This window comes from Bacillus sp. EB106-04-02-XG92 (genome assembly GCF_058791995.1).
Genome location: NZ_JBYTEA010000003.1, coordinates 327,295 through 352,946, shown reverse-complemented (window position 1 = coordinate 352,946; position 25,652 = coordinate 327,295). Strand labels below are relative to the sequence as shown.

Genomic DNA, 25,652 nt, shown 5'->3' with positions numbered 1-25,652 from the left:
ACGGCATATACTGCCAACATTACATGTAAACAAAAAAGCTTTGGATTTCTTTATCCAAAGCTCCTTTGGAACATACTATTACTTTTCATACTTTCCAATCTTTTTTAATAAATCCAGTAATTCGTCCTTTTCCTCTTTCGTTAACATTTCAAAAGACTGATGTATAACTTGTTCATGCCCTGGAAAAATAGAAGCAATAAAGTTCTCTCCAGCCTCAGTTAATTGTGCATAAATAACACGTCTGTCATTCGGGCACGGAATTCTTTTTACTAGTCCCTTTTTCTCTAGCTTATCCACAACATATGTAATGCTGCCACTAGCTATTAAAATACGCTCACCAATTTGCTGAAGTGGTTGACCGCCTTTATGATATAGCAGTTCTAATACAGCAAATTCAGTTGGATTTAACCCGTTACTTTGTATAGATTTATTTGTAGTATCCATAACAGAACGATGTACACGAGATAATGCAATAAATACTTTTAAAGATTGAGAAATTTCTTCTCGTCCATTATTTGATGTCATACAACTTTCAACCCTTCACTTAAATTCTCAGTAATAAAAAGAAAGAAATAGTACTTCATGTGAATTCCGAATGAGTATTCACTCATTCATTACCTCTCCCCCAATATATTATGAATGATTCTTGAATAAAAACATGACAATTTTAACATAGTTTATATATAATGATAATAAAAAAGAAGGAGTACCAAATTTGAAAGTCAAATTCCACAGCATAGTTTTATATATATTACTTGTTATCCTACCAACGATAGGGATTGGCGCTACATTTTATTCATATCATTCGTATAAAATGAAACAGGAAAACAAACTATCTGCTCACACGGTTCTCTTCTTATATAGAGACTATTTAGATTATCACCTTGGCGAAGCAATTTCCGCATTAGAAATGCTTGCAAAGGTCGTTGAAACCGAGACTGGAAATATAAATGGAATTAAAGAAATTGTACATGATACAGATGAAAACGATGCACGCTTTTCTGGTCTATATTACGCTACTCCAGAGGGCATCATTACAATTGCATCCGAAGGTGACCGACCACCTGTTGATGTCTCAGATCGGAAATATATTCAAGATGTATTAAAAACGAAGAAAACAACTGTATCATCAGTCATTACAGATCGTGTTCTCGGACATCAAGCTATCATCATTGCTTCTCCCATCTTCAATAAACAGAAGGAAATCTCAGGCTTATTATTAGCAAGTTTACGCTTTGACTATATTTCATCATCTTTAAATGCCATTAAGCCACAATACCATTTTGAAGTAACTGATAAATATGATGTAGTTTTTCTAACCGATGACAATAACAAAATAAGTGATGCACATTTTAATATGCTTACTACGCCACTCAAAAGATTAAATTGGAAGGTCTCTGTTTCTCCATTGCCGATTCATCACAAAACTTTATACCAGTGGGTTGCAATAGAATGTATAGCTACCTTATTTTTAATGTCTATTTTATTTTTACTTGTTCAATATATGTTGTTAAAACGTCAAACAAAACTAGAAAGACAACAAAATGAACTACAAAAAATTGAATTAGTTGGAACTTTTGCAGCTAGTACAGCCCACGAAATCCGTAATCCTCTTACTGGAATTAAAGGGCTCGTCGCTCTATTAAAAGAGAAATATAAAGATGAACAAGATCAGTTCTATTTTTCCATCATCGAACAAGAAGTAGAACGGATTAATGAAATTGTCAGCGAATTTCTTATTCTTGGAAAGCCAACTGCTATTATTGAACAAACATATGATGTGAGAACCATTCTAAATGAGGTAGCATTAATTATTCAATCTGAGGCGAATCTATATAACATTATATTCAATTTACATTTGCCAGACCATCCTGTTCATATCCGTTGCTCAAAAGACCATATGAAACAAGTGGTTTTAAACATTACAAAAAATGCAATTGAAGCCATGACTTCTGGTGACACACTAACTATTTTCGTAACAAACAATGAAACACACGCACAATTGCAAATTATAGACACTGGAAAAGGGATTCCAAAACATATTCAAAAACACCTCTTTCATCCGTTCTTTACTAATAAAGATACTGGAACAGGCCTTGGACTTGTCATATGTAAACGAATTATAGAGATGTACAATGGGCATATTTTTATTAATAGTCTAGAAAACGAAGGAACGACAGTTCATATCGAGATTCCATTACACATAGTATAATTATCCTTATCCCAAAAGGGTAATTATACTTATTTCATAAAACCAGCAACAAGCATTCGCCAAAAATTACTTGATTTCCCTTCATACCCAATTTGAAAAATAGGTACCTTTATAATGGATAACCATTTTGGCGTTTGCTTTTCTTTATAACACTGGTACTGTAAAATAAGCTTGTCCAATTCTTGACTAACTTGAATTGTCTCCATACTATTTAACCCACTCGTTAAACCTAATTGAATCATCTCTTCACGTTTCATATGAATATCACGTGAAAGCTTTTCTAATGTGTACTTCCTTTTTACAGTAAACATTCATATCCCCCTTATTATACTTCCATGCTCTCTACTTCATTTCTCCATTAGCCTTTTAACTGCTTAATCATATTTGAATTTGAAGAATCAGAAAATTTAACATTTTCTCCCTGTAATTTACAAATCTTTACCCTCACTTTGAGAATTATTACAAATTATTCTATCTTTGTAAATACATTCGCAATAATAGACATTTTTTTCATCTTCTTTTTTTACAAACACCAATTAAATAGCGGATTCTCTATTTTCGCTATACTTTTCTTCGACATTTTTTGTTTAATTTATACAAAAACGCAAAACATAATGATGATTGATAAAATGCAAATTTAATCATTGGGAATTTTGTTCATTCCCCAATACCCACACATAGTGGGATAAAATAGAAAGGAAATATTTATATGCGCAAATATACGATTGCATTGCTTATGTTTACGATGTTCTTACCATCCTTCTTGTTTCCTGTTCAAGCAAAGGCTCATACAAACAAAGTAGCTATTGTCATTGATGACTTCGGAAATAATATGAAGGGGACTGATAAAATGTTATCACTTCCTATTCCACTTACTGTTGCCGTTATGCCTTTCCTCCCTTCCACAAAGGAAGATGCGATAGCAGCTCATAAGAAAGGGCACGAAGTTATTATACATATGCCAATGGAACCTATTAAAGGTAAAAAAGAATGGCTGGGACCAAAAGCAATTACAACCGATTTAAGCGACGAAGAAATAAATAACCGACTCGAACAAGCGATTCAAGAAGTACCACATGCAATTGGGATGAACAATCATATGGGATCAAAAGTGACCGCGGACGAAAGAATTGTACGACTTATACTTACAGCTTGTAAAAAACACGGTTTATTTTATTTAGATAGCAAAACAAATCCTAAGAGTGTTGTCCCAAAAATCGGGAAAGAATTAGGAGTACCAATTATTGAAAACCAATTATTTTTTGATGATGTGTACACAGCGGCACACATTTCAAAACAAGCCCAATTACTCATTAAAAAAATTCAAGAGAAACCGATTATGGTAGCTATCGGACATGTTGGACCTCCAGGTGAAATCACATCACGTGTTATAGAAACTTCTATTCCTAACATTCGTGAACATGCAGATTTTATTTTTTTATCCGATTTAGCATTATCTCCGCCTCCTGTTTCAAAATAAGATTCATGACTCAAACTAAAAAAGAGAGCCATTTGCATTTAGCAAATGGCTCTCTTTTTCATCTTAAATATAATCTACATGACTGACCCTGAATCCTTTTTTCTCTATTTTTTCGATTAATTGCTTTAATCTTTTTTCATTTAACTCATCTGTTATATTTACGATAACGCGGCGAATATATTGATCACCGTTATCTAGCGTAAATAGTCCACCGATATGAAATGCTTTCAGCAATGTCCCAAGTTCTTTAATCGTTCCCTTACAATCTTGTGTTGCAATTGTTAATATATAACCACCCGTCCGCATACCGAATGAATCTTCAATAACATCAAATATATTAGAATGCGTTAAGATACCGACAAATTCATTATAATCATTTAGTACAGCTAAAAACGGAAGACGACGAATAACATAAAATGCCCTGAAAAAAGAGTCCTTTTCAAAAATAAATGCAGCGGAATCTTCCAGCATATGTTCCGTACTTAATTCCTCTAATCCGCTATTACACTTCTTTTCTAAAAGATCTACTTTATAAATAATTCCCATGAATTTCTTTTCATCTTCTGCTAATACAGGGATTGCTCGAAATCCCGTTTCATTCATAATTTGCAGAGCCTTTTCACCTGAATCGTTCAGTTTACAAAATGTTACTTGCTGTTTTGGCAGAAAATGATATTTAACTCGCAAAATATGTTCCTCCTTACATGTCAACATGTAATCTATATATAATAAGGAGACCTATATTTTATGAGTAAATTTATTTTTAAAACGCTTTCATTTATTTATTAAATCGTAACAGCGTCACAAACACTTTATATAACAGAGCTCTTTGCACCTTTTATCATTAACAACTTTACATGATAATTCATTAAATATTCTATACCCTCTAGCCATTTTTTCGCGTATTCTGGAGTTTTCCCCCACACGATCATGCCATAATTATGAACGAGAACTACACCCCCACCTTCAATAAAATTCGGCACTTTATTTTCTAATAAATCAGCGAATTTTTTCTCATCTTCTACAATAGGAATTGTCATTTCTGTTATACCTTCTTTTCCAAAAACACGTTCCACGCTACGTTTATCGAATGTTACTTCTCCTATTTCTCCATACAACTCTGATATTAAATGACTATCTACAGTTTGCACTTGCAAAATACATTCTGCACTACTTTTTTTATAAATATCCGCATGCATAAATGATTCGACAGCTGGCTTTTCTTCATTTTCAAATACTGGCTCACACATACAATTTACAACAATAAAATCCTCTTCTGAAAATAACCCTTTATCTCTTCCCTCAACGTTTACTAAAAAAGTTAACGGCTCTTTTGACGTACAGAGTGATAAACTAATCTTTGTACCATAAAACCAATCACGAAGTGCCAACTCAGATTTCACATCTTTTAATTCATTCCATTTCTTTAGAAAAAATAACATTTCGTCACCCCCGGCGTAATATTCATATAATGTTCGAATCCTTTCTATGTAAAAGGAATATTTTTTGATTATTCTAAAAATTTAATTGAATTATCACATGAGAACGCTTTTTTGTCAATATAGTTTCACAGCTCTTCTATAAAATGGGCCATTCATATGTCTATACTCCTGTCTATTGACTATTTCATTTTATACATAAAAAATACGCTATTCTTTTTACATTAAAGAATAGCGTATTTTCTCATCTTTATTTCGTTATTGCGTTATATAAGAACTGTGCATATTGTTCACGTGTTACGAAATCATCACCTAAAAAGTTTCCGTTTCCATCACCTTTAGATATATTATTATCCGCTAAAGCTTTCACATATCCTTCTGCCCAATGACCTTTTGGTACATCCGTAAAGCTCACTACACTCTTTTCATTTCCCATTAGCTGAAATACTTTTTGTAATACTACTGACATTTCATATCGAGTTAATACTCCATCTGGGCGGAACTGGCCATTATCGTATCCAGCCATAATTCCAGCTTGTGTAACTGCCTCAATAGCCCCTTCATACGCATTCCCTTCCGTATCTGTGAACTTCGCTTTCTGTTCTAGATTACGCTCCAGCTTCAAGTACTTTTGTATTAAAACTGCTACTTGACCACGCGTAATATTGTCACCAAATCCAAATTTCCCATTTCCATAGCCTACAAATAATTTTTCTTTCGCTAAATATTTAATTGCTTCTTCTGACCAATGTCCTTTTGGCACATCTTTAAACTCTACTACTTCTTCGGTTACTTTTTCATTTACAACCTTTTGAATGACAGAACCAGTGAAGAAAATACCTGTATCATTAAATGGGTCTTTCACTCCAAATTCGTATACTTTCTCACCTGGTGTATTCCATTTCACTACACCATTACTATACGTACCACCATCACTCTTCAAATGGATTTTTGTAGAGACCTTACCGTCTTTTTCGTATATCGGTACTTTTACTTCTTTATTTACTTCTGTATCCTCTAGAAAGACTTTTTGGTTTTGAACATTAATATAAGCTTTCTTACTTAGTTCTATTACTGGTCTAACATCGCGGATTTCATTTGCAACAAAACTTAAATATACTAACTTATTCAACTTACTAACTGGCGATAAGTCTGAAATATAATTTGCTTCTAAATCAAGCTTTTGTAAGTTTACTAGACTTGATAATGGCGTAATATCCTTTAACTCATTATTAGGTAAATCTAATTCTGTAAGCTGAGTCATTTTAGCAAGTGGTGTCACATCTTCTATTTTGTTTTTCCCGATAAATAATTTATTTAATTGATTCATTTGTTCAATACCCGATAAATCTTTAACTTTATTACGCGTTAATACTAAGTCCTTTAAAGGTAATGAATATAACGATTTAATATCTTCAATTTGATTACCCGCTAAAGTTAAGTATGTTACATTTTTCAACGCGCTTAATGGAGCAACATTTGTAATTTTATTATTTGCTAAATTCAAGTAATCTAGTTGTTCCATTTTCGATAATGCTGTTACATCTTCTATTTGGTTGCCTGATAGATATAAACTTTTTACATTTTTCATTTCAACTAATGGTGCAACGTTTGTAATTTTATTATTACTTAAATCAAGAGATTCTAAATTCTCCATCTTAACAAGTGGCGTTACATCTGAAAATTCATTACCACGCAAAGCTAAATGATTTAATTGCTTTAAGTTCGCAAAGAACGACGGATCTTTTATCTTCGCATTCGCAACTGTTAAAGATTTTAAATTTGGCATATATTTTAATGCACTATAATCAAGAATCTCATTCGTATTTAAAAACAAGTTCTTTACTTGTAATAACTCTTCTTTCGTAATAGGTGTATTTAAATCTTTTCTATTAAATACTTTTTTATTAACGAGTTCTCTTAATTTATTATCTGTTATCATATTTTGATTATCAACTGGATTATCCGTTTCCGTATTGCCTGAATTAGAGTTATCATCTGTTTTCTCTGTTTCTTTCTCACCTACAGTTGGATCTTTAATTTCAAATTGAACCTGATATTTGTGATCATATCCGATAGCCGGAATAAGTATATGCATTTGCATATTGTGCTTCTTCTCAAACTCGCCAATTTCAAATTGAACTACTTTCGTTCCATTCTTCCTCTTATCTTCTGACAAAACTTTCACATCATGAAATACACCCGGCTGGTTTCTATCTTCTATTCTAAGATATTGAAAATAATCGCTATCTTGCATTGTTACAGTAACAATTTTTTTCCCGTCTGCAATCGTTACTTTAGGATCTTTTATATATTGAGAAACCATAGATGGCTCGTCTTTTTGGTCCTTATATATTCTAATCTCAGTATCGTATGTACGTTCACTCGCTGCTACGACTGATTGATTTGCTTCAACTTTTAGTGCTGCTAATGCTGGAGTAGAGTATGCGGCAAATGGAATTGCTAATGTTGTGGCTACTACTAACGCCTTCATATATTTTTTTTTCAAAATAATGTCCCCTATCATATATAAATTTTGTAATTGATAATATTTATCAACTAACTACTAATAAATGATAATGAATATCATTATCATTGTCAATGAGAATATTACATTAAATTTATATTTCCAAAGATAAAGTGAAACTTTAATCAGCCCTCACCAATCGGGCTTTTACGGGCAGCCCGCCCCCCCACCTAACTTCTTTGCTTTCGCTGAATTTTGAGGCGGGGGTCTTACTGCCCGGCGAATAGCGGGATAAAAAATAAAAAGGCCCTTTATTCAGAGAGCCTTTTTACTTATCGTATGAAGGATTTCACTTTTTTCTTTTTCATTAATAACACCAATTTTTTGCAAAATATTTGCATACAATACAAGTTTATTATATATCCGTTCTGACATAATTCTCCCTTCTTTCCTTCGACCAACTTTTTTTGTATTGGTAAATTATATGAAAGAGATGAGAAAATGTGTCCACTTTTTGCATAAATACAAATCTTTTATCCTCGCTATTTACAAGCAGTAAAACTCCCACCTCAAAATCAGGTGGGAGTTCAATTTATTTAGCAAATTGTCCATTGAATATTATGCTTTCTAACTTCCTCTTCAAAACTATAAGGCATTTTCTTATCACAAATTACGTGTTGAATACGTGAAAACGCTGCTATTCGGTAATTCCCTTTTACCCCTACTTTTGTATGATCACATAAAATATATGTTTTCTCCGCTAATTTCATCATCGCTTCTGACAGTTTTGCCTTTTCTAATTCAAAACTAGAAACCCCAAAACCAGGTAACAATCCATCAATCGAAACGAATGCTTTATGAAAATGAAATTGCTGGATCACTTGCTGTGAAATAGATCCTGATACACGTGAATGCTTTGGAGATACTTTTCCACCAATAAATAAAACTTCACCGTGAAACATCTTTTTATTGATAGAAGAAATTAATTGTGTCGCTACTGGAAATGAACTTGTTACAATCGTTAAATTTTTACGATGGACAAGATATGGCACCATTTGAAGCGGTGTACTTCCGTCATCAATCGCAATAACATCCCCATCTTCCACAAATGTTGCTGCTTTATACCCAATTCTCTTCTTCTCTTCTATATGCAGCATCTCTCGTTCTAACATCGGTGCCTCTATTCCAGCTCCCGGAAGTTGTACAGCCCCACCATACACTTTCTTCAACTTCTTTTCACGATCTAATTCTTCTAAATAACGGCGAATCGTCTCTGTTGATACAGCAAATTCTCTCGCTAACTCTGAAACTTTTACTTTCCCTTTAAACTCTACCTTCTCAAGAATGGTTCGCTTTCTTTCTTCACCTACTACAGACATAGCCTCACCCCATTGATTTCTACCTCATAAACTGCCTTACTTATACAAAGTTATAATTTTCTTTTTCAGTAAAAACTTCTTCATGAATATGAATACCACGCTTTTTTAGTTCATCAAAAATAATTTGTGGATTTAGAAAAGCTTCCTCAGGTGTCACAACACCAGCTTGATTTACATTCCCTTTTGCGATTAACTCTGTAGCTATCCCAAATGGAATACCGACGTTTCTCGTATAAGCCCTTAATTTTTCCCATCCTACAACAGACCCATCAGATAGCGGGTGTGTATGATATAATACGTGCCTTTGTTTCTCATTATTTTTCATACCTATTACTTCTACATGAAGTGCGTAACCGTAAATTTCCGTTTCTTGTCCTTCTTTCGATTGCAATAAATACTTCGAAATACAATCCATAATGCCAATCGCTTCTCCATTTATTTCAACTTGATCATTACGCAATATACCATAATCATATAAAGCACGTACGAGTTGCATATTTTGCTTTGGCCAAGTTCCTCTCGTCTCTATCAGTTTGACGCCTTTACTTTCTAGTGCTTTCGCTAACGTATTCGTTTCAGAATGCGGGATTATATACTGCGTTGCCTTACCATAAGGCGCCGGTAATTCAATTTCCCTCGGACGCGCAAACGGAGGTACTTGCTTAAATTCACCATCTTCATACACTGTACGTGATGGTAAATGTGGATCATATTCATATGTCGTTGTTTCTGTAATTGATGCAGAAAAAGCAATTGGACGATACGAACCGTGACTGACACGAACTGACTCTACAGTATCAAGCTGATTTGCTGCATGCATTGCCATCATTTGCGTTACACCTGGCGTCATACCAAAACCAGGTAAACACGTTTTTCCATTTTGAACAAATATAGAATGTGAATCATTTTCTTCACCAAATCCATTCAAATTCACACCGTGACAACCTGCTTCTGCAATACATCGAGTAGACAAGCCATTTAGCTTAATTGTCGTACCGTCCATTACAATGTCGTAACCTTTCATTTTTGCAACCGTATCCTCGTGATTCGTTACGTCTACTTTCACAAAATCTACGCGAGGATCGTTGAGCCATTCTACTACTTTCAGGCCCTCTTCTTCATTAAAATCCGCTACTGTAATCGTCTCAAAAGATGAAAATTGTACTAAATCTAAAATTGCTTCACGACAAATTTTACCTGCTCCACCTAAGCAAAATACTTTCAACCTATAACAACCCCTTTAGCAATACTATCAACTAAGCGATTAATATCTGCCTCATGTACATCACCGATATTTCCAATGCGGAATGTATCTACTTTTGAAAGCTTACCTGGATAAATAACAAAGCCATCATGCTTTAATTCATTATATAATTGCTCAAAATCGAACCACTCTTCTGGATAAATAAAGGATGTGATAATAGGCGACTGGTATTTTTCATCTACTAGTGGCCTAAATCCGATTTCTCTCATTCTACTGACTAATAATTTTTGATTGTTATCATAACGATTGTAACGTGCTTCTACTCCGCCCTCTTTTTCTAATTCAAGTAGTGCTTGATAAAAAGCGTGTACAACATGTGTAGGTGACGTAAAACGCCATTTCCCATTTTGATTTTCCATCGTTTCCCACTGATCGTATAAATCTAGTGATAATGAACGTGCCTGTCCTTTACATTTCAACAATTCAGCGCGCTTTGCAATAACAAAGCCGAACCCAGGAACACCTTGAATACATTTATTCGCACTGCTAATTAAAAAGTCAATTTGCAACTCATCGATATCTATTTCAATACCACCAAAACTACTCATTGCATCAACTAGTGTTACTTTTCCATATTGCTTCCCTAATTTACATACATCTACAATTGGATTGATAATACCTGTTGTTGTTTCACAATGAACAACTGCAATGTGTGTAATCTCTTTATCTTGTTGCAATATCTTTTCTACTTCTACAATATTAGTAGGCTCCCACTCTTCTGTTTGACTGACCACCACATCTATATGTAACATCTCTGCCATTTGTACAATTCGTTTACCGTACGCACCATTTGTACAAACGAGCAGCTTACCATTTTTAGGAATGACAGAACCAATGACTGCTTCAACTGAAAACGTACCGCTTCCTTGCATTAAAACAGTTGTATATTTCTCTTCTTCCTTCGTTGCTAACGATACAAGTTTAGCTCTTACCTCTTGTACCATTGTGTTATATTCAGCATCCCACGTACACCAATCGTATAACATAACCTCTTTTACTGTTTTTGTTGTCGTTAATGGCCCTGGCGTTAATAATAAGTAGTGATTTTCAGTCATGATCCTATTCCCCTTTTATGAAATAATAAGTTCTTGTTTTTCGATATGTTCCATTACGCTTTCAAGTTCCTGCATCGTTTCCATCGTAAAGTGTGCTCCATTTTCAACGAAACGATTACGAACGACTTCTATTTTTTCACGAAGTTCTGCTGGATCCATATTCTCCACTTCCTCTTCCGTTAAGCCGAGCTCGCTACTGCCAAGAATTACACCAACTGTCCACATTCCAGCATTTCTTCCCTCTTTCATATCCGATACTGTGTCCCCAACTTTTATCATACGATTCATTGGATATACACCAAGTTCCATCGCATTTTTATAGCACATCCACGGATATGGACGACCCGCTGGAACATCATCTGGCGTTACAAGAATATCGGGTTTATACCCTTGAATCGCTGCTTCTTTTTCTACAATATCCATCATTTCTCTCGTATAACCAGTCGTTGAACCAATTTTAATTCCGCGTTCACGTAAAGAAGCAACCACTTCTTTTACTCCATTAATTGGCGTCGCATAGCGTGGTAAAATAGCGAAGAGAATTTCTTCAAATTCTTCATACATCTCATGAATGTCTGCTTCTGTTGACAATTTTCCAAAAACACGATTCCACTCACTCGCAATACGAGGCATTTCTGTAAGTGCTCTTACATGATCGATTTTTAATAACCCCATTGGCTTACGAGCTTCTTCTGCTGTAATTTCAACGCCGCGTTTATGGAAAATCTCTATAAATACTTCAAGTGGTGCAAAACATCCATAATCAACTGTCGTACCTGCCCAATCAAAAATAACTGCTTCTATTTTCATTCAATCCATCACCCTTCTTATTTATCTTTTTTGCCATTGTGAAGTTCGGTTACGAAGTGCTTTCGTTCCCCATTCATATACAACTCTTACTACAATATTTGTAACAACAATCAGTACACTCATTGCAGCTGCTGGTGCCACATTTCCTGCATCATCCATATTTACAATTGATACGGCAGCTAGTTTAAAATCAGCCGAGTATAGGAATACAACTGCCGAGACAGTTACCATTGAATTTACGAAATAGTACATTACCATTTCTAAAATTGCCGGTAAACACATCGGCACTGTTACTCGAAAGAATGTTTTATAAAACGGGATGCCCATTGACTGTGAAACAAGTTCAAATTCTCGGTCTAATTTCTTTAAAGCCGTCGTTGCCGTAACAAATGTTACAGAATAAAAATGAATGATATTGACTAGTACTAACACAACGATCGTTCCGTATAGAGAATGAAACGGGTTCGTTACGGAAAGTCCAAAGATTTGTATTGTTGGTTGACTAAAGAAGAAGACATAGCCTAACCCAATTACTAAACCTGGTATCGCTAAAGGAACGATAGAGAAAAAGTAACCTGCTTTTCGGAAAAATTGTAGCTGATTTATTTTCTCAATCGCATAAGCGAACATAAATGTTAAAATCGCTCCAATAACCGCTGTAATTGCGGAAACAATTACACTATTTTTAAACGCTTCAAGTCCATCTCCTGTTAAACTTGAAAAATTAAAATGCTCAAATGTAAAACTCATATTATATGGCCATACTTTCACACTTGCAGCAATACCAACTGCCACAAATAATAGAATGATCATAAGCGTTACTACGCTACAATATACGAATGAAATAACATCTCGTTTCTTATTATTTATTATTCTGTAAGGTACTGATTTAGAAGATAAGAGATTTGCCTGCTTTCTTTGCGTAATGCGATCAACTGCAAATGCAAATATAGCTGGAATTAATAAAATCATTCCGACAGTTGCACCCATCGGCATATTTTGCTGCCCAATTACTTGCTTATATACGTCCGTAGCAAGTACATTATATTGCCCACCAACAATTTTTGGTGCCCCAAAATCAGTGAAACTAAGTGTAAACACAACGAACATTGCACTAATTAATCCGTACTTTACACTAGGTAAAGTAACAGTGAAAAATTGCTTTGTTTTACTCGCCCCTAGCATATTAGAAGCTTCATATAAACGATAATCAGATCCTTGAAAAGCAATTAATAATATAAGAAACGCTTGCGGAAATGTATACATGACTTCAGCCATTACAATTCCTACCGGTCCATATAAAGGGATTTGTATCCCTTCAAACAAACCAAACATTCCTTTCGTTACTAACCCTTGATTACCAAATAAATATGTAAGTGCAATACCATGCATCATCGTTGGTGCGAATAATGGTAATAACGCGACATATTGAAATACACGCTTCCCGAACACATTCGTACGAGCGATCGCATAGGCGTAAGCGAAAGCAAGTGTCACTGCAATAATTGTTGTCGCACCCGAAATCCATATCGTATTTTGCAATGATTGAACTAGCGTTGGAGTTGTGAAATATTTACTGAAATTCGCAACTCCAATGAAAGCTCCATCTTTATCATAAAAAGCTTGTGTAAACAATTGTAATAGTGGTAATACAAGCATGATCAAAAAAGCGAGGAGCATACCAATAATTAATAGTCTTTGTATCCACTCTTCTTTACCGATACGTCTCTTAATCTTTTTTTTCGTACTTTCTACCTTGAAATTTTCTAACATCTCCATCTATACAATGACCTTCTTTCCATATGACAACATATGATTTTCTGAGAAAGAGATTTGAATCGACTTTCCTTTTTTAATAGCGGTTTTTTCCACTTCTGATGCCAATATATCCACTACAATTTTCTCGTTATAAAGATGTGTTTTTTCTTCTACGACTCGCACTTCTGTCCGATATACAGATCCTCGGAATTCCATGCTTTCCACAACCGTTTTAATACCATCGTTTTGTACAATTGTTACATGTTCAGGACGAATTGCATGTTTTTCATTATTTTTCGAAAAGAAATTAATAGAACCAATAAAATCTGCCACAAACGGATTGGCTGGTCTTTGATAAATCTCCTCTGGTGTTCCAATCTGCATAATTTCCGCATGATTCATTACAACAATTTTATCAGCCATCGTTAATGCCTCTTCTTGATCATGCGTGACCATAATAGTTGTTACTCCTACTTTTTCTTGCAAATCACGCATTTCTCTACGCAACTTTTCTCGCACTTTTGCATCTAAAGCAGATAACGGCTCATCGAGTAACAAAATATCCGGAGACAGAGCGAGCGCACGTGCAAGTGCCACTCGCTGCTGTTGTCCACCAGACATTTGAGCAGGATATTTATCTTTTACATTCAGCAAATCTACAAGTTCTAACGCCTCTAGCGCTTTCTCTTTTACTTCTGCTTTTCCATATTTTTTTGTCTTTAAGCCATATTCAATATTTTCAAGTGCTGTTAAATTCGGAAATAATGCATACGATTGAAACACCATTCCGAAGTTTCTCTTTCCAGGAGGTAGTGCTGTAATATCTTTTCCATCCACGGCTATACTACCTGTTGTCGCCTCTTCTAGCCCTGCTAAAATTCGAAGCAATGTTGTTTTCCCACAACCACTTGGGCCTAATAAACATACAAACTCATTTTTCTTCACAGTAAAAGAAATATCTTTTAACGCTGTAAATGCATCAAACTGTTTTTGAATGTGTTGAATTGATAAATATTCGCTCATTTTTCTCTCTCCCACTCACTTACTTTTTCGGTTCTGCTTTTTGACCAAACTCTTTTTCCCATTTTTCTAAAATTTTGTCACGATTTTCTGCTGCCCACTTAAAGTCATTCTTTTTGTATAACTTTTCTGTTACGTCTTTAGGGAATCCATCTGGAAGTTTATAATCATTTTTAATTGTCGCAAATCCATTTTTCTCGAAGTATAACTTCATTACATCATCAGTAATTGCCCAATCTAAAAATGCTTGCGCTAATTTTTCATTTTTTGTGTTATCTTTTTTAATAAGTGCGTTCGCTTCTACTTCCCAACCTAATCCTTCTTTCGGTAACACTACTTCAACTGGTGCACCTTTTTGTTTCTCTTTTAAAGCACTATAAACCATTGATACACCAACTGGATATTCACCTGCACCTGCTAATTTCGCTGGTTTTGAACCTGAATGAGTATAAGTTGCCATATTTTCATGAAGTTTCTTCATGTAATCCCAGCCTTTATCTTCACCCATAATTTGTAACCATGCAGAAACTGTTAAAAATCCTGTTCCAGAAGAAGCCGGATGTGGCATAACAAGCGTTCCTTTATATTCTGGTTTCGTTAAGTCTTCGTATGATTCTGGCATCGGTAAATTTTTCTTCTTTAATTCTTCTTTATTTATAGCAATCCCCGTCATAAATGCCGTATTACCTACCCATTTTTCTGGTTGCTTATCATCTTTAAATTGCGGAAGAACACGATCTGCTCCTTTTGGAGAGTATCCTTTTAACATATCTTTTTTATCTAAAGCTAATAGACTAGACGCTGCTGTTCCCCATACAACATCTGCTTGTGTATTTTTTCCTTCAGCTAGCAATTTCGCTGTAATAACTCCAGTTGAATCACGAACAATGTTCAGTTTTACATCTGGATACTTCTGTTTAAAAGAATCAAGATAAATTGGTACAAGTTCTTCTTCGATCGCTGTGTAAACAGTTAATGATCCAGATAATTTATCATCTTTCACTTTTGCCCCAGCACTTTCTTCTTTCTTTGCACCACACCCCATTAATAACGAAAATACCATTCCAGTTGCTACAGCTTTAAAGATTGTTTTTTTCACTGTCTCTCTCTCCTTTTACAAATCTTATGTACAATTCAAATATAAACAACTAGTGTAAAAGCAGTATTAAACCAACATTAATCTTTTGTTTGTTGTTTGTTTTTGTGTAATACGTTGCTACTTCTATGTTTTTTCGCATTTTTCTGCTAATAACAAACCCTAAATTTACAAATAATTAAAAAAACCTTTATAATCCCACAAAAAAATGAGGCGTTTGTAAAAAACGCCTCATTTTTGTTTACCTTTTTTTGAATTACGATTTGCATACTTCGCGCTATTCTCTCCTTCATACTCTAATGCAAATTCTGCATCTGGTAAGCTTTCTTTCGGAGTTTTATTATTATTGATTGCCGCATTTTGTTTCACTTTTCTTTTTACCAATACATTCACCTGCTCTCAAGAAATCACTTTCTACTCTAGTTTGAAGCAAGCTGAAATAATTATTACTGGCAAGTGTTAACAAGTACATAAGAGCACTAGATGGAAATACTACCTATGAAGAAAACATTAGAAAAGGAGCGATTATTTTGAAGAATAAAGATAAAATGCAGTCACCCATTTTAGATGAAACGCTCCCGCATCAAATGAGTTTCCCATCTTTTAAAGGAACAGGAAAGAAGATGCAACAACCTTTCATCAATCAATATGACATCGTAATCGGAGACAGTAAATATGATTCCGAGAATAGTCCACTTCACAATTGGAGCGATGAAGTAGACCCTGCCATTATGGCTGGAGAAGAATGGATTCATCCTACAAATGATATTGGGTGGATTTCAGAAGAAAATCAAGATTTGCTAAAAAAAGAAGTAGATAATAAGAATGATGCTTTTATGCATCCGCAATTTGGCATTAACGACTAAAAAACCATTCTACCTCACATAGGTAGAATGGTTTCATACTATCCAATAATAATTCTCTCTTTCGGGTATTTATAACGAGGTGGCTGTTCTCTTCCGCCACTAGCTAGTATAAATGTTAAAATACCGACACGCCCGATAAACATAAGTACAATGAGCACAAGTTTACCAACAGTTGTTAAATCTGGCGTAATACCTGTCGATAGTCCTGTCGTCCCGAAAGCAGAACACACTTCAACAATTAAACTCATAAGCGGTACATTTTCCGTAATAGATAAGGTAAATAGTGCTGTAGCACATAATAAAATCCCCATCGTCATAACGACAGATGCTTTCAGCACGTCCTCTTCATGTAGCTGGCGTTTGAAGACTCTAACCGTTCTCCCGCCTCTTGCAAAAGTGTATAGCGATAATATACTAACAGCAAATGTTGTTGTACGTATTCCGCCCCCAACCGAACTTGGAGATGCCCCTATAAACATTAATATACTCATAAATAAAAGCGTCGGTTGTGACAATTTACGTATATCCATTGTAGCAAGTCCACCACTTCGCGTCGTCACAGATTGGAATAATGTATAGAAAACTGTTTCATGCCATGATTTCCCCGCTAGAAAATGATTTCGTTCTAGTAAAAAAATCATAATTGTTCCAACGATAACGAGTGCAAAAAATGTTGTTGTCGTCAATTTTGTAAATAACGAAAAACGAAATAGTTGCTGTCTCCTTTTACTAAGGAATTGTTTCACTTCCATTAATACAGGGAAACCGATTGCTCCTAAAATAATAAGCAACATATGAATCATTTGCACAATATAATCTTTTTTGTACGGAATTAGTGATTGTCCAGTTAAATCAAATCCTCCGTTCGTAGTTGCACTAACAGCCGCAAAGAAACCGTGGAAATAAGCTTCTTGCCACGTTGGAAAATAAAGTAGAAATCTTGTACCTAATAGTATTGCTCCAATAAGTTCTATCGAAATAATTACAATTAAAATAGAACGCATCAATTCTACAAGGCCTGATAAATTCCCTTGATTATGGTCTGCCATAATGAGTCTTCTTCTCTGCAAACCAATCTTTTTTCCCGTTATAATCCAAACGAACGTACCAAGTGCCATAATTCCTAAGCCACCTAATTGTAAAATAAGGGCTAACATAATAATTCCCGCCGTAGTAAACGTATCTGAAATCGTAACAACAGACAGGCCAGTCACACTTACCGCACTAACAGATGTAAAGAGCGCATCGATAAATGTCCATTTCACACCAGCCTTCGTAACAAATGGGAAACTAAGCAATATCACCGATACAACGACTGCTAATAAATAAAACAAAACAATGAGTTGTACAGGACGTAATTTTTGTAAAAACTTTTTTATATCTCTCATTCCATCACTTCGCTACCTTTTTTCTATCGATTAAATAAAGAAAAATCTTCACTTTCTTTATTTGTAAATAACTGCTCAAATATTTTGGCAAATACCATTCCATACACAGTTCCATTACCACCATGTGACAATGCGTAAAATAAATTATGTATCTTTTCGTCTTCTTTTAAAATAGGGAGACCATCATGACTACTTCCAAATGCTGCCGCCCAATAGTACTCTGCCTGTATATTCTTATACTGCGGGAACATCTCTTTTACAATGTTAATAAGGATATCACGCTTATGCAATAATTTCGTATCACCAATTGTTTGAATTTGCATCGCTTCATCTAACCCGCCTATAATAATACGGTTTTCATATGTTCGAAAATATAAGTAAGGCTGTGCTGTTTCCCAAATTAATGATCGTTCGTGCCATCCTTCAAATGAATCTATCTTATTTGTTACAACTGCATAAGATGTTTCCACTATTGTATTTTTTTCTTTCTTTCCGAAAAACTCTTCATACCCCGTCGCCATAATAATGTTCTTTGCTACAATTTGATTTCCTGTTTTCGTATAACAAATTAAATCATTTTGGCGTTTTTTTATATGCATGGCCTCTGTACGTTCATATATAGTAGCACCCATTTGATTTGCTTTATGCAAAAGGCTATGCGCTAATAAATACGGATTCACCTCTGCATCACCATGTGTGTATAATGCCGCCTGTTTTGTAAAAGGATAATGTTCCTTAATATCAGATTCTGTAAGATAGTCAACCGGAAATCCATAATTCTGTAACGTATTGTACTCCTCTTGTAAAAATGAGATATCCTCACTTTTACTTGCATAATACAAGCTACTTCGCGGAATAAACTGAGGATCAATATCGAGAGTCGGTACAACTTTCTCCATTGTTCGTAACGCTTCATAACAAAGCTTATATGCTCGCACCCCTTTTTCTTCACCAAATGTATGGATAAGTGAGGTTAACGATTTATCATGAAGAAATTGTAGTAAACCTGTACTAGCAGCTGTGCTACCGCAAGCGATTGCTCGTTTCTCAATGAGCGTAACACGCATCCCAATTTTCGCTAACAAATACGCTATATGAGCACCCACTTCTCCGCTTCCGACTACAAGCACATCACATATCATATCATTTTCTAACGATGGATAACAAGGTATAGAAACTCCTGTATTCCAAAACAACTTACCAGTCATAAGTTTCATAATTATACTCCTAAAATATAAATTTCTCCCCTCTATGTTTTGTTATTTTCCATAAAAAAATCCAACTAACATATGCTAGTTGGACTTTTTCATTTTTACTTCGAACGCTCGTCAAGCCAATCTCCAATCGTTGGATACGTTTGTTTTACCGCTGTTCCACCGTAAACAATCGACATATGTCCCGTTGGTAAACATACATATTGTTTATCTGTGCTAGAAATATGATCTAGCAACGCTTCTACTTGGCATGGCAGGGCGATATGATCACGTTTCCCTGAAATATTTAAGACATTCGCCTTAATATTTGCAAGGTCTACCTTTTGTCCGCGAATAACGAGTTCACCCTTAACCAGTTTATTGTTTTGATAAAAATCACGAATCCACTGTCTGTATGATTCACCTGGGAACGGAATGCCATCGCCAACCCACTTTTGAACTAACCTCCAGCTTTCAACGAAGCGCTCATTCTCAGAACGATCTACTAAAGCAACATATGGACCAACAAAGTTTGTAATTGGTTTTAACATTTTGTTTCCGAAATCAATCATTTCTGGCGGAATATTTCCAAATGTATCAACCGCTTTATCTAGATTGAAGTATTTCTCATCTAATAAAGGACCATATAATCCTGTTTCAGAGAAATCAAAAGGACTTGTCATAAAGATTAGGTTACGAATTGGCATGTGTGGATGAAGTGCCGCATAAATAGAAGTTAGCGTTCCACCCATACAATAACCAAGTAAAGAAAGCTCGTCCGATTTTGCAGTTCGCATTACTTTTTTCACTGCTTTTGCAATATAATCAAACACGAAATCATCAAATTTCAAATGACTATCTTCTAAACCAAATGTGCCCCAATCAAGCATATACACATCAAAACCACGGTCCACTAAATATTCGACTAAACTATTTCCAGGAGTTAAATCCATAATATACGGTTTATTAATAAGCGCATATATTAGCAGAATTGGAACTCTTTGTGTTTTTTCTTGTTTTGGAATGTAGCGATAAAGCTTCGTCTTATTCTTCGTCCAAATAACCTCTTTCGGCGTTAATCCTACTTGTGGCTCTGGTTCACGTAATAAAATTTCACTCGCTCTTTTCACACGGCGGTATGCTTTTCGGTACTCTTCTGGGTATAGCTCTAATTGCTTTTCCCATTCTGTTACGAATGTAGTCATTTTTCTATCTCCTTTTTGGTCGATTTCCTTCTAAAAAAAAAGAAGTGCATTCCTGCTATGGATATGCACTTTTTTCTTACTTCATTACATATATAATCCGCCGTTAATGTTTAATTGCTGACCTGTGATATATGCACCGTCACGGCATAGGTATACTACACCTTTTGCAATTTCATCAGCTTGACCAAAACGTTTTTTCGGGATTTTAGCAACGATTTTTTGACGTACTTCTTCTGGTACTTCTGCTACCATTTCAGTATCAATAAATCCTGGGCAAATTGCGTTTACAGTTACATTTGTTTTTGCAAGTTCTAACGCTAATGATTTTGTAAATCCTAACATACCTGCTTTCGCTGCTGAGTAGTTTGTTTGTCCAAATCCACCAGCTTGGCCAATAATAGAAGAAATACTAATGATTCTTCCTTCTTCTGCTTCCGTTATGTATGGAAGGACAGCGCTTGTCGTATTAAATACGCTACTTAAGTTCACGTCAATTACGCGCTCCCAATCTTCACGATTTAACTTTTTGAATGTACGATCTCTTGTAATACCAGCATTATTAACAAGAATATCTACTTTACCAAAATGATTCACAGCTTCTTCTACAAGTCGGTTTGCGTCTTCTACTTTCGAAACATCCGCTTGAACTGCATAAACGTCATGTCCTTCTTTTCCTAATTCATTTACTAAGTTTTCAGCCGCTTCTTTACTGCTGTTATAATTAATAACTACTTTTGCGCCCTCTTGTGCTAACGCTACTGTAATTGCTTTTCCAATTCCTTTTGCCCCACCTGTTACGATTGCTACTTTTCCATTTAATTGAACCATTTCTTTTCCCCCTTAAATGAATTTGTGAACGATTGTTATGAATCATTTTGGTACTCATATGAATAGAGTCCATATATTAATTATGTTTCGTTGTTTATACATGAAAAAGAGATTCTCCCCTCTCTTTTACACGTTATAAACAAACGCTATTATCATTTTTTATTTTCTGGCTTATTCGCAGGCTTTACTTCTTCTTTTACAGGTTCTTGTAGTTTCGCTAGTACTGCATTTTGCTTTTCTAGCAATTCTAAAATTTGATCAACTTTCGTTTCTAATGTGCGAATATCTTGTTTTACTTTCGTAACATCACGCTTTAATGTAGGGGCTTGTCCTAGTGAATCCACTTTCTCTTCTAGAACTTCCTCGATATTATCAACTTTATTTTCTAAGTTAATAACAAGCGTAGCTACTCTAGCGATATCCTCTTTCGTAGGCACATTCACCTGTTCTAAATAACTTTTTGTTGTATCATTTAACGCTTTTTGATAAAACAAATTCAAGTCTAGAACGCTACCCATCCAAGCAGAATATTCTTCTGTTTTAATTGTTTCATTGAGCGCTTTTCCCCAAAATGTTTCGGTTTGTTCATAAGCATTTTTCCATGCTTGCAATGGATCGAATTTTTGATCAATCACTTCGCCTACACTCCCTTTTTTGTTTTTGAAACAATTCAACCTATTCACTATTTTCTAATATTCTGAATAAAACTTCAAGTCTATATTTAATTTTTCTTTATTTTCCAATAAATGTGTTGACATTAAAAACAGATAGGTGTAAATTGCACTTATAAGCAAAAAATTCCATCTAACTGATTCATGAGGTGATGCACAATCATGCTACATAATGAACCAGAACACCAAGAAAGTTTGGAAAAAAACCAAGCGAAACAACCAAACTCCATGCCAAAAAACTTCTTAGTTCCTTTCTTACTTCTATGTCTAAAAGACTGGAGTCTTCATGGTTACAAACTCATTCAAATGCTAATGGACATCGGCTTTTCTTCTGTTGACCAAGGTAATGTGTACAGAACACTACGCAAATTAGAAAAAGAAAATCTCATTTCTTCTACTTGGGATACAAGTGAAGGCGGGCCAGCGAAACGAATTTATTCTTTAACAGAATATGGAGAGCAATATTTAACAACATGTGCGACTTCTTTTGAACATTATCAAAATATGTTGCGGACGTTTTTTACGTTATACACCAATGCATTCTTTCCATTTTCTACTTCTCCAGAAAAGGATGAAAAGGATTCTTCATCTTCACCTGGTGGTACAGCAGAGTAATCTGCGTTCACAATATGTAAAAAAACATTTGGAGGTCAAACAATGGAAACTAAGCCATACGAATTAGTCGATGCATTTTGGAAAAACTGGTCTCAATCTCTTTCCCTCTTCTCTTCAGCTGGGAAACAATTAGAGCAACTTACTTTAGAAACATTAAAACAACAACAAGACGCTTTGCATAAATTAACATCAGGAGTAGATGAACTAGAAAAAGAACTGCAACAATTCACTAATCAATTCAATAATCAATATACAGATTACGTGAAGCAATTAACTGGAAACTCCTTAAATGATCAAATTAACGAGTGGCAAGACAAGTGGAAAGAACTTTCTGCTCATATGCAACAGCTAACTGTTTCTCCTACAAAAACATCTTTGTCTATCCTTACTCAAACAAGCGGTCAATTTGAAGAAACAACTAAGCAATTTATTGAACAACAACAATTACAACGTGAAGAGGCTCAAAAACAGTTAGAAGGTTTTTTGGAAGAGTTCAAGTCGAAACAGTTGGAACTCGCAAAAAAGTTCGAGGAAAACTCAAAAAATCTATTTACTTCCATCAAGTAAGAAAAATGTGGGAGCTAACTGCAGCACAAACAAAACTCTTTCTTCCTCCTACTACATCAAGATGGCTGGCATTTTTCGATATGGAAAAGAAGGAGGACAAAATGAATCCATTTCAAGAAGCACAAACTGTTCCGGAGCTTCGTTATGATGAGATTCAAGTCGGTGATCAAGCATCCCTTACAAAAACGATTACGGATGAAGACGTTATCAATTTTGCAAAATTGACTGGAGATGTGAATCCTATTCATATTTTAGACTCTTTTGCAAAAACGACAATGTTTAAAGAACGTATTGCTCATGGTATGCTCGTTTCAAGTTTCATTTCGACGATTCTTGGTACGAAACTTCCAGGGAAAAATACGATTTATTTATCTCAAAACGTTTCATTCCGTGCTCCTGTCAAAATCGGCGATACACTTCGCGTTGTGGCAGAAGTCATCAAAAAACGCGACGATAAAAAAATTATTACGCTGCAAACAAACATATATAATCAATCCGATGATATTGTCGTGGAAGGTACAGCGACAATACTGAAAAAAGAGTAGCAAATTTGCTACTCTTTTTTCTATCCAATAACTTCTAATCACACCGATTACTTCCGCGTATGAGCACGCCGGTTCCACATAAAATAACGTTACCAGTTTAGATAAGTACTTAGCTGAACTGGACTACTTATAAGGATGTGTATCATCATGGCAAAAACAAACAAATTACTAGTTCCAGGTGCGGAGCAAGCACTTGATCAATTTAAATACGAAATTGCACAAGAATTCGGCGTAAGCTTAGGATCTAATACAGCATCTCGTTCTAACGGTTCAGTTGGCGGTGAAGTAACAAAACGTCTTGTTTCTTTAGCTCAACAACAATTACGTGGATAACACTATAACATATGGCTTAGAGGCAGATATTCTCTGCCTCTTTCTATTTTTAACATACATAACCGTACTTTTTCACATACTAGTAAAAGCAAACTGAAAGGAACGATATGTAACATGAAACGGATTAACATTAGCATGAGTCCTCCCCGTGTTCTTACTTTGTCTTTTATTATGTTATCAATTATCGGTACATGCTTATTAAAGCTACCCATTGCTACAACAACGTCTATTTCATGGCTCGATGCTTTATTTACAACCGTTTCTGCTTGTACGGTTACTGGGCTCGGTGTTGTGGACACTGGGAAAGTATTTACCTTATTTGGCCAATGTGTCATTTTAACACTTATACAAGTGGGCGGACTTGGCATTATGAGCTTTGCCGTTTTAATTGCGATTATGCTCGGTAGAAAAATTGGTCTTCAAAACCGAATTTTACTACAACAAGCGTTAAATCAAACGAATATTGGTGGCGTCATTCGTCTTGCCAAAGCATTATTTTTATTCTCTTTTACAGTCGAATGTATCGCTACTTTCATTCTTTCTTTCGAATGGGTACCAAAATACGGGATTGCTAAAGGGATCTATTATAGTTTTTTTCATTCCATCTCCGCTTTTAACAATGCTGGTTTTTCTGTGTGGAGCGATAATTTAATGTCGCATTCTCATAGCATTCTTGTCAATCTCGTCATTTCCTCCCTCATTATTTTAGGCGGGATTGGTTTTGCAGTAATCGTAGATATAAAAAGAAAGAAAAATTTTAAAAACCTTACATTACACTCAAAACTTATGCTCTCTTCTACTCTAATCGTTAATATTATTGCGACCGTTTTTATTTTCATATTCGAGTTCCACAATTCTCTTTCTATGAGAGGCTTTACTCCATTTGAAGAAGGAATGGCCGCTTATTTCCAGGCCGTTTCAACGCGTACTGCCGGGTTTAATACAGTTGATATTTCTGCATTATCAAAGCCTTCCCTTTTATTAATGATGCTTCTAATGTTTATCGGAGCTGGGAGTGCTTCAACTGGTGGTGGAATTAAGTTAACAACATTTTTAATTATGTTTTTTGGGGTATTTAAATTTTTACAAGAACAAGATGATATTGTCGTATTTAAAAAATCTATTAAAGATACTCTCATCGTCAAATCATTGACCATCACTATTATTTCTATTTCATTTATCTTTTTTGCTATTTTAATTTTAAGTATTACTGAACGGGTTCCTCTATTGATGAGTGCTTTCGAAGTATTTTCAGCATTTGGGACTGTCGGTCTCAGCATGAATTTCACACCACACTTAACGATGATCGGAAAAGCTATTATCATTTTTATGATGTTTTTCGGGAAAATGGGACCTTTAACACTTGCTTTTTCATTTGCACGTAAAAAGAACCGCAAAATAAAATATCCGAACGAAGATATTTTAACAGGTTGACAACCGTATAAATTATCCATATAATGA

The 25,652-nt window shown here is 35.0% G+C and carries 26 protein-coding genes; 8 read left to right on the top strand and 18 right to left on the bottom strand.

Annotated features, from left to right (window positions below; genetic code table 11):
- Nucleotides 1-78 precede the first annotated feature (78 nt).
- The gene (locus AC3WVA_RS10705; RefSeq protein ID WP_048526808.1) at nt 79-525 is read right to left on the bottom strand and encodes a MarR family winged helix-turn-helix transcriptional regulator; all 447 of its coding nucleotides are present in this window, start codon (nt 523-525) and stop codon (nt 79-81) included.
- 190 nt (nt 526-715) lie between these two features.
- On the opposite strand from AC3WVA_RS10705, the gene AC3WVA_RS10700 reads away from it, so the two are divergent.
- The gene (locus tag AC3WVA_RS10700) at nt 716-2,212 is read left to right on the top strand and encodes a DUF3149 domain-containing protein (RefSeq protein ID WP_048526807.1); all 1,497 of its coding nucleotides are present in this window, start codon (nt 716-718) and stop codon (nt 2,210-2,212) included.
- A gap of 29 nt (nt 2,213-2,241) precedes the next feature.
- Here the strand turns inward: AC3WVA_RS10700 and AC3WVA_RS10695 are convergent, their stop codons facing one another.
- On the bottom strand, nt 2,242-2,523 hold the full coding sequence (locus AC3WVA_RS10695) for an aspartyl-phosphate phosphatase Spo0E family protein (RefSeq protein WP_000495532.1): 282 nt from the start codon (nt 2,521-2,523) through the stop codon (nt 2,242-2,244).
- 398 nt (nt 2,524-2,921) lie between these two features.
- Between AC3WVA_RS10695 and AC3WVA_RS10690 the strand changes: the two genes are divergently transcribed.
- On the top strand, nt 2,922-3,692 hold the full coding sequence (locus AC3WVA_RS10690; protein WP_048526806.1) for a divergent polysaccharide deacetylase family protein: 771 nt from the start codon (nt 2,922-2,924) through the stop codon (nt 3,690-3,692).
- Between the two features lie 63 nt (nt 3,693-3,755).
- On the opposite strand, the gene cbpA is transcribed toward AC3WVA_RS10690, so the two are convergent.
- The 11 genes from cbpA to ykzP all read right to left on the bottom strand — a co-directional run bounded on the left by cbpA (nt 3,756) and on the right by ykzP (nt 16,364).
- The gene (gene cbpA / locus AC3WVA_RS10685) at nt 3,756-4,379 is read right to left on the bottom strand and encodes a cyclic di-AMP binding protein CbpA (RefSeq protein WP_048526805.1); all 624 of its coding nucleotides are present in this window, start codon (nt 4,377-4,379) and stop codon (nt 3,756-3,758) included.
- A gap of 125 nt (nt 4,380-4,504) precedes the next feature.
- Entirely contained in the window at nt 4,505-5,134 is a 630-nt protein-coding gene (locus tag AC3WVA_RS10680; protein ID WP_048526804.1) for a class II aldolase/adducin family protein, read from the bottom strand.
- A 247-nt stretch (nt 5,135-5,381) separates the two neighbouring features.
- Complete coding sequence (locus AC3WVA_RS10675) at nt 5,382-7,640, bottom strand: NEAT domain-containing leucine-rich repeat protein (protein WP_142342017.1); 2,259 nt, start codon at nt 7,638-7,640, stop codon at nt 5,382-5,384.
- A gap of 554 nt (nt 7,641-8,194) precedes the next feature.
- Nucleotides 8,195-8,977, bottom strand: a complete 783-nt coding sequence (locus AC3WVA_RS10670) for a DeoR/GlpR family DNA-binding transcription regulator (protein WP_048526802.1) — start codon at nt 8,975-8,977, stop codon at nt 8,195-8,197.
- 40 nt (nt 8,978-9,017) lie between these two features.
- On the bottom strand, nt 9,018-10,202 hold the full coding sequence (locus tag AC3WVA_RS10665; protein ID WP_098344492.1) for a saccharopine dehydrogenase family protein: 1,185 nt from the start codon (nt 10,200-10,202) through the stop codon (nt 9,018-9,020).
- Nucleotides 10,199-11,296: a 2-aminoethylphosphonate--pyruvate transaminase gene (gene phnW, locus AC3WVA_RS10660; protein WP_098521109.1), complete on the bottom strand. Its 1,098-nt coding sequence runs from the start codon at nt 11,294-11,296 to the stop codon at nt 10,199-10,201. The genes AC3WVA_RS10665 and phnW overlap by 4 nt, the downstream gene beginning before the upstream one ends.
- A gap of 15 nt (nt 11,297-11,311) precedes the next feature.
- Nucleotides 11,312-12,106 (bottom strand): phosphonoacetaldehyde hydrolase, encoded by a 795-nt coding sequence (gene phnX / locus AC3WVA_RS10655; protein WP_492321905.1) that lies wholly within the window; start codon nt 12,104-12,106, stop codon nt 11,312-11,314.
- 21 nt (nt 12,107-12,127) lie between these two features.
- On the bottom strand, nt 12,128-13,885 hold the full coding sequence (locus AC3WVA_RS10650) for a putative 2-aminoethylphosphonate ABC transporter permease subunit (protein WP_141539620.1): 1,758 nt from the start codon (nt 13,883-13,885) through the stop codon (nt 12,128-12,130).
- Nucleotides 13,886-14,887: a putative 2-aminoethylphosphonate ABC transporter ATP-binding protein gene (locus AC3WVA_RS10645; RefSeq protein WP_098521108.1), complete on the bottom strand. Its 1,002-nt coding sequence runs from the start codon at nt 14,885-14,887 to the stop codon at nt 13,886-13,888. It lies immediately after the preceding gene.
- A 19-nt stretch (nt 14,888-14,906) separates the two neighbouring features.
- Nucleotides 14,907-15,983, bottom strand: coding sequence for a putative 2-aminoethylphosphonate ABC transporter substrate-binding protein (locus AC3WVA_RS10640; RefSeq protein WP_492321904.1), 1,077 nt, complete (start codon nt 15,981-15,983; stop codon nt 14,907-14,909).
- Between the two features lie 228 nt (nt 15,984-16,211).
- Nucleotides 16,212-16,364, bottom strand: coding sequence for a protein YkzP (gene ykzP, locus AC3WVA_RS10635; protein ID WP_000240799.1), 153 nt, complete (start codon nt 16,362-16,364; stop codon nt 16,212-16,214).
- A gap of 140 nt (nt 16,365-16,504) precedes the next feature.
- Here ykzP and AC3WVA_RS10630 point away from each other — a divergent pair, with 140 nt between their 5' ends.
- Nucleotides 16,505-16,846, top strand: a complete 342-nt coding sequence (locus AC3WVA_RS10630) for a DUF3905 domain-containing protein (RefSeq protein WP_492321915.1) — start codon at nt 16,505-16,507, stop codon at nt 16,844-16,846.
- Between the two features lie 38 nt (nt 16,847-16,884).
- Here the strand turns inward: AC3WVA_RS10630 and AC3WVA_RS10625 are convergent, their stop codons facing one another.
- The 5 genes from AC3WVA_RS10625 to phaR form a co-directional block, all read right to left on the bottom strand.
- Entirely contained in the window at nt 16,885-18,234 is a 1,350-nt protein-coding gene (locus AC3WVA_RS10625) for a TrkH family potassium uptake protein (RefSeq protein ID WP_492321903.1), read from the bottom strand.
- A gap of 23 nt (nt 18,235-18,257) precedes the next feature.
- Entirely contained in the window at nt 18,258-19,451 is a 1,194-nt protein-coding gene (locus tag AC3WVA_RS10620) for an NAD(P)/FAD-dependent oxidoreductase (protein WP_098344498.1), read from the bottom strand.
- A gap of 95 nt (nt 19,452-19,546) precedes the next feature.
- Nucleotides 19,547-20,632, bottom strand: a complete 1,086-nt coding sequence (gene phaC / locus AC3WVA_RS10615; RefSeq protein WP_098344499.1) for a class III poly(R)-hydroxyalkanoic acid synthase subunit PhaC — start codon at nt 20,630-20,632, stop codon at nt 19,547-19,549.
- Between the two features lie 84 nt (nt 20,633-20,716).
- Nucleotides 20,717-21,460 carry an acetoacetyl-CoA reductase gene (locus AC3WVA_RS10610; protein ID WP_000250412.1) on the bottom strand — a complete coding sequence of 248 codons (744 nt, stop codon included), beginning with the start codon at nt 21,458-21,460 and terminating at the stop codon, nt 20,717-20,719.
- Nucleotides 21,461-21,612: 152 nt separating this feature from the next.
- Complete coding sequence (gene phaR / locus AC3WVA_RS10605) at nt 21,613-22,095, bottom strand: polyhydroxyalkanoic acid synthase subunit PhaR (protein ID WP_098344500.1); 483 nt, start codon at nt 22,093-22,095, stop codon at nt 21,613-21,615.
- Between the two features lie 198 nt (nt 22,096-22,293).
- Between phaR and phaQ the strand changes: the two genes are divergently transcribed.
- The 5 genes from phaQ (at nt 22,294) to AC3WVA_RS10580 (ending at nt 25,625) form a co-directional block, all read left to right on the top strand.
- Complete coding sequence (gene phaQ, locus AC3WVA_RS10600) at nt 22,294-22,746, top strand: poly-beta-hydroxybutyrate-responsive repressor (RefSeq protein ID WP_048526790.1); 453 nt, start codon at nt 22,294-22,296, stop codon at nt 22,744-22,746.
- Nucleotides 22,747-22,788: 42 nt separating this feature from the next.
- Nucleotides 22,789-23,313 carry a polyhydroxyalkanoic acid inclusion protein PhaP gene (phaP, locus tag AC3WVA_RS10595; protein ID WP_048526789.1) on the top strand — a complete coding sequence of 175 codons (525 nt, stop codon included), beginning with the start codon at nt 22,789-22,791 and terminating at the stop codon, nt 23,311-23,313.
- 101 nt (nt 23,314-23,414) lie between these two features.
- Nucleotides 23,415-23,858: a MaoC family dehydratase gene (locus tag AC3WVA_RS10590; protein WP_001067916.1), complete on the top strand. Its 444-nt coding sequence runs from the start codon at nt 23,415-23,417 to the stop codon at nt 23,856-23,858.
- A 147-nt stretch (nt 23,859-24,005) separates the two neighbouring features.
- A complete protein-coding gene (locus AC3WVA_RS10585; RefSeq protein ID WP_001140707.1) occupies nt 24,006-24,191 on the top strand; it encodes an alpha/beta-type small acid-soluble spore protein in 186 nt (61 codons plus the stop codon).
- A 114-nt stretch (nt 24,192-24,305) separates the two neighbouring features.
- Nucleotides 24,306-25,625, top strand: coding sequence for a TrkH family potassium uptake protein (locus AC3WVA_RS10580; RefSeq protein WP_492321902.1), 1,320 nt, complete (start codon nt 24,306-24,308; stop codon nt 25,623-25,625).
- Nucleotides 25,626-25,652 lie beyond the last annotated feature (27 nt).

Coding starts and splice junctions, on each gene's coding strand:
- AC3WVA_RS10580 (WP_492321902.1), top strand. CDS start 24,306: ATGAAACGGATTAACATTAGCATGAGTCCTCCCCGTGTTCTTACTTTG.
- AC3WVA_RS10625 (WP_492321903.1), bottom strand. CDS start 18,234: ATGAGAGATATAAAAAAGTTTTTACAAAAATTACGTCCTGTACAACTC.
- phaC (WP_098344499.1), bottom strand. CDS start 20,632: ATGACTACATTCGTAACAGAATGGGAAAAGCAATTAGAGCTATACCCA.
- phnW (WP_098521109.1), bottom strand. CDS start 11,296: ATGACTGAAAATCACTACTTATTATTAACGCCAGGGCCATTAACGACA.
- AC3WVA_RS10590 (WP_001067916.1), top strand. CDS start 23,415: ATGAATCCATTTCAAGAAGCACAAACTGTTCCGGAGCTTCGTTATGAT.
- AC3WVA_RS10670 (WP_048526802.1), bottom strand. CDS start 8,977: ATGTCTGTAGTAGGTGAAGAAAGAAAGCGAACCATTCTTGAGAAGGTA.
- AC3WVA_RS10645 (WP_098521108.1), bottom strand. CDS start 14,887: ATGAGCGAATATTTATCAATTCAACACATTCAAAAACAGTTTGATGCA.
- AC3WVA_RS10680 (WP_048526804.1), bottom strand. CDS start 5,134: ATGTTATTTTTTCTAAAGAAATGGAATGAATTAAAAGATGTGAAATCT.
- AC3WVA_RS10650 (WP_141539620.1), bottom strand. CDS start 13,885: ATGGAGATGTTAGAAAATTTCAAGGTAGAAAGTACGAAAAAAAAGATT.
- AC3WVA_RS10690 (WP_048526806.1), top strand. CDS start 2,922: ATGCGCAAATATACGATTGCATTGCTTATGTTTACGATGTTCTTACCA.
- AC3WVA_RS10695 (WP_000495532.1), bottom strand. CDS start 2,523: ATGTTTACTGTAAAAAGGAAGTACACATTAGAAAAGCTTTCACGTGAT.
- phaP (WP_048526789.1), top strand. CDS start 22,789: ATGGAAACTAAGCCATACGAATTAGTCGATGCATTTTGGAAAAACTGG.
- AC3WVA_RS10620 (WP_098344498.1), bottom strand. CDS start 19,451: ATGAAACTTATGACTGGTAAGTTGTTTTGGAATACAGGAGTTTCTATA.
- AC3WVA_RS10610 (WP_000250412.1), bottom strand. CDS start 21,460: ATGGTTCAATTAAATGGAAAAGTAGCAATCGTAACAGGTGGGGCAAAA.
- AC3WVA_RS10705 (WP_048526808.1), bottom strand. CDS start 525: ATGACATCAAATAATGGACGAGAAGAAATTTCTCAATCTTTAAAAGTA.
- phnX (WP_492321905.1), bottom strand. CDS start 12,106: ATGAAAATAGAAGCAGTTATTTTTGATTGGGCAGGTACGACAGTTGAT.
- phaQ (WP_048526790.1), top strand. CDS start 22,294: ATGCTACATAATGAACCAGAACACCAAGAAAGTTTGGAAAAAAACCAA.
- AC3WVA_RS10585 (WP_001140707.1), top strand. CDS start 24,006: ATGGCAAAAACAAACAAATTACTAGTTCCAGGTGCGGAGCAAGCACTT.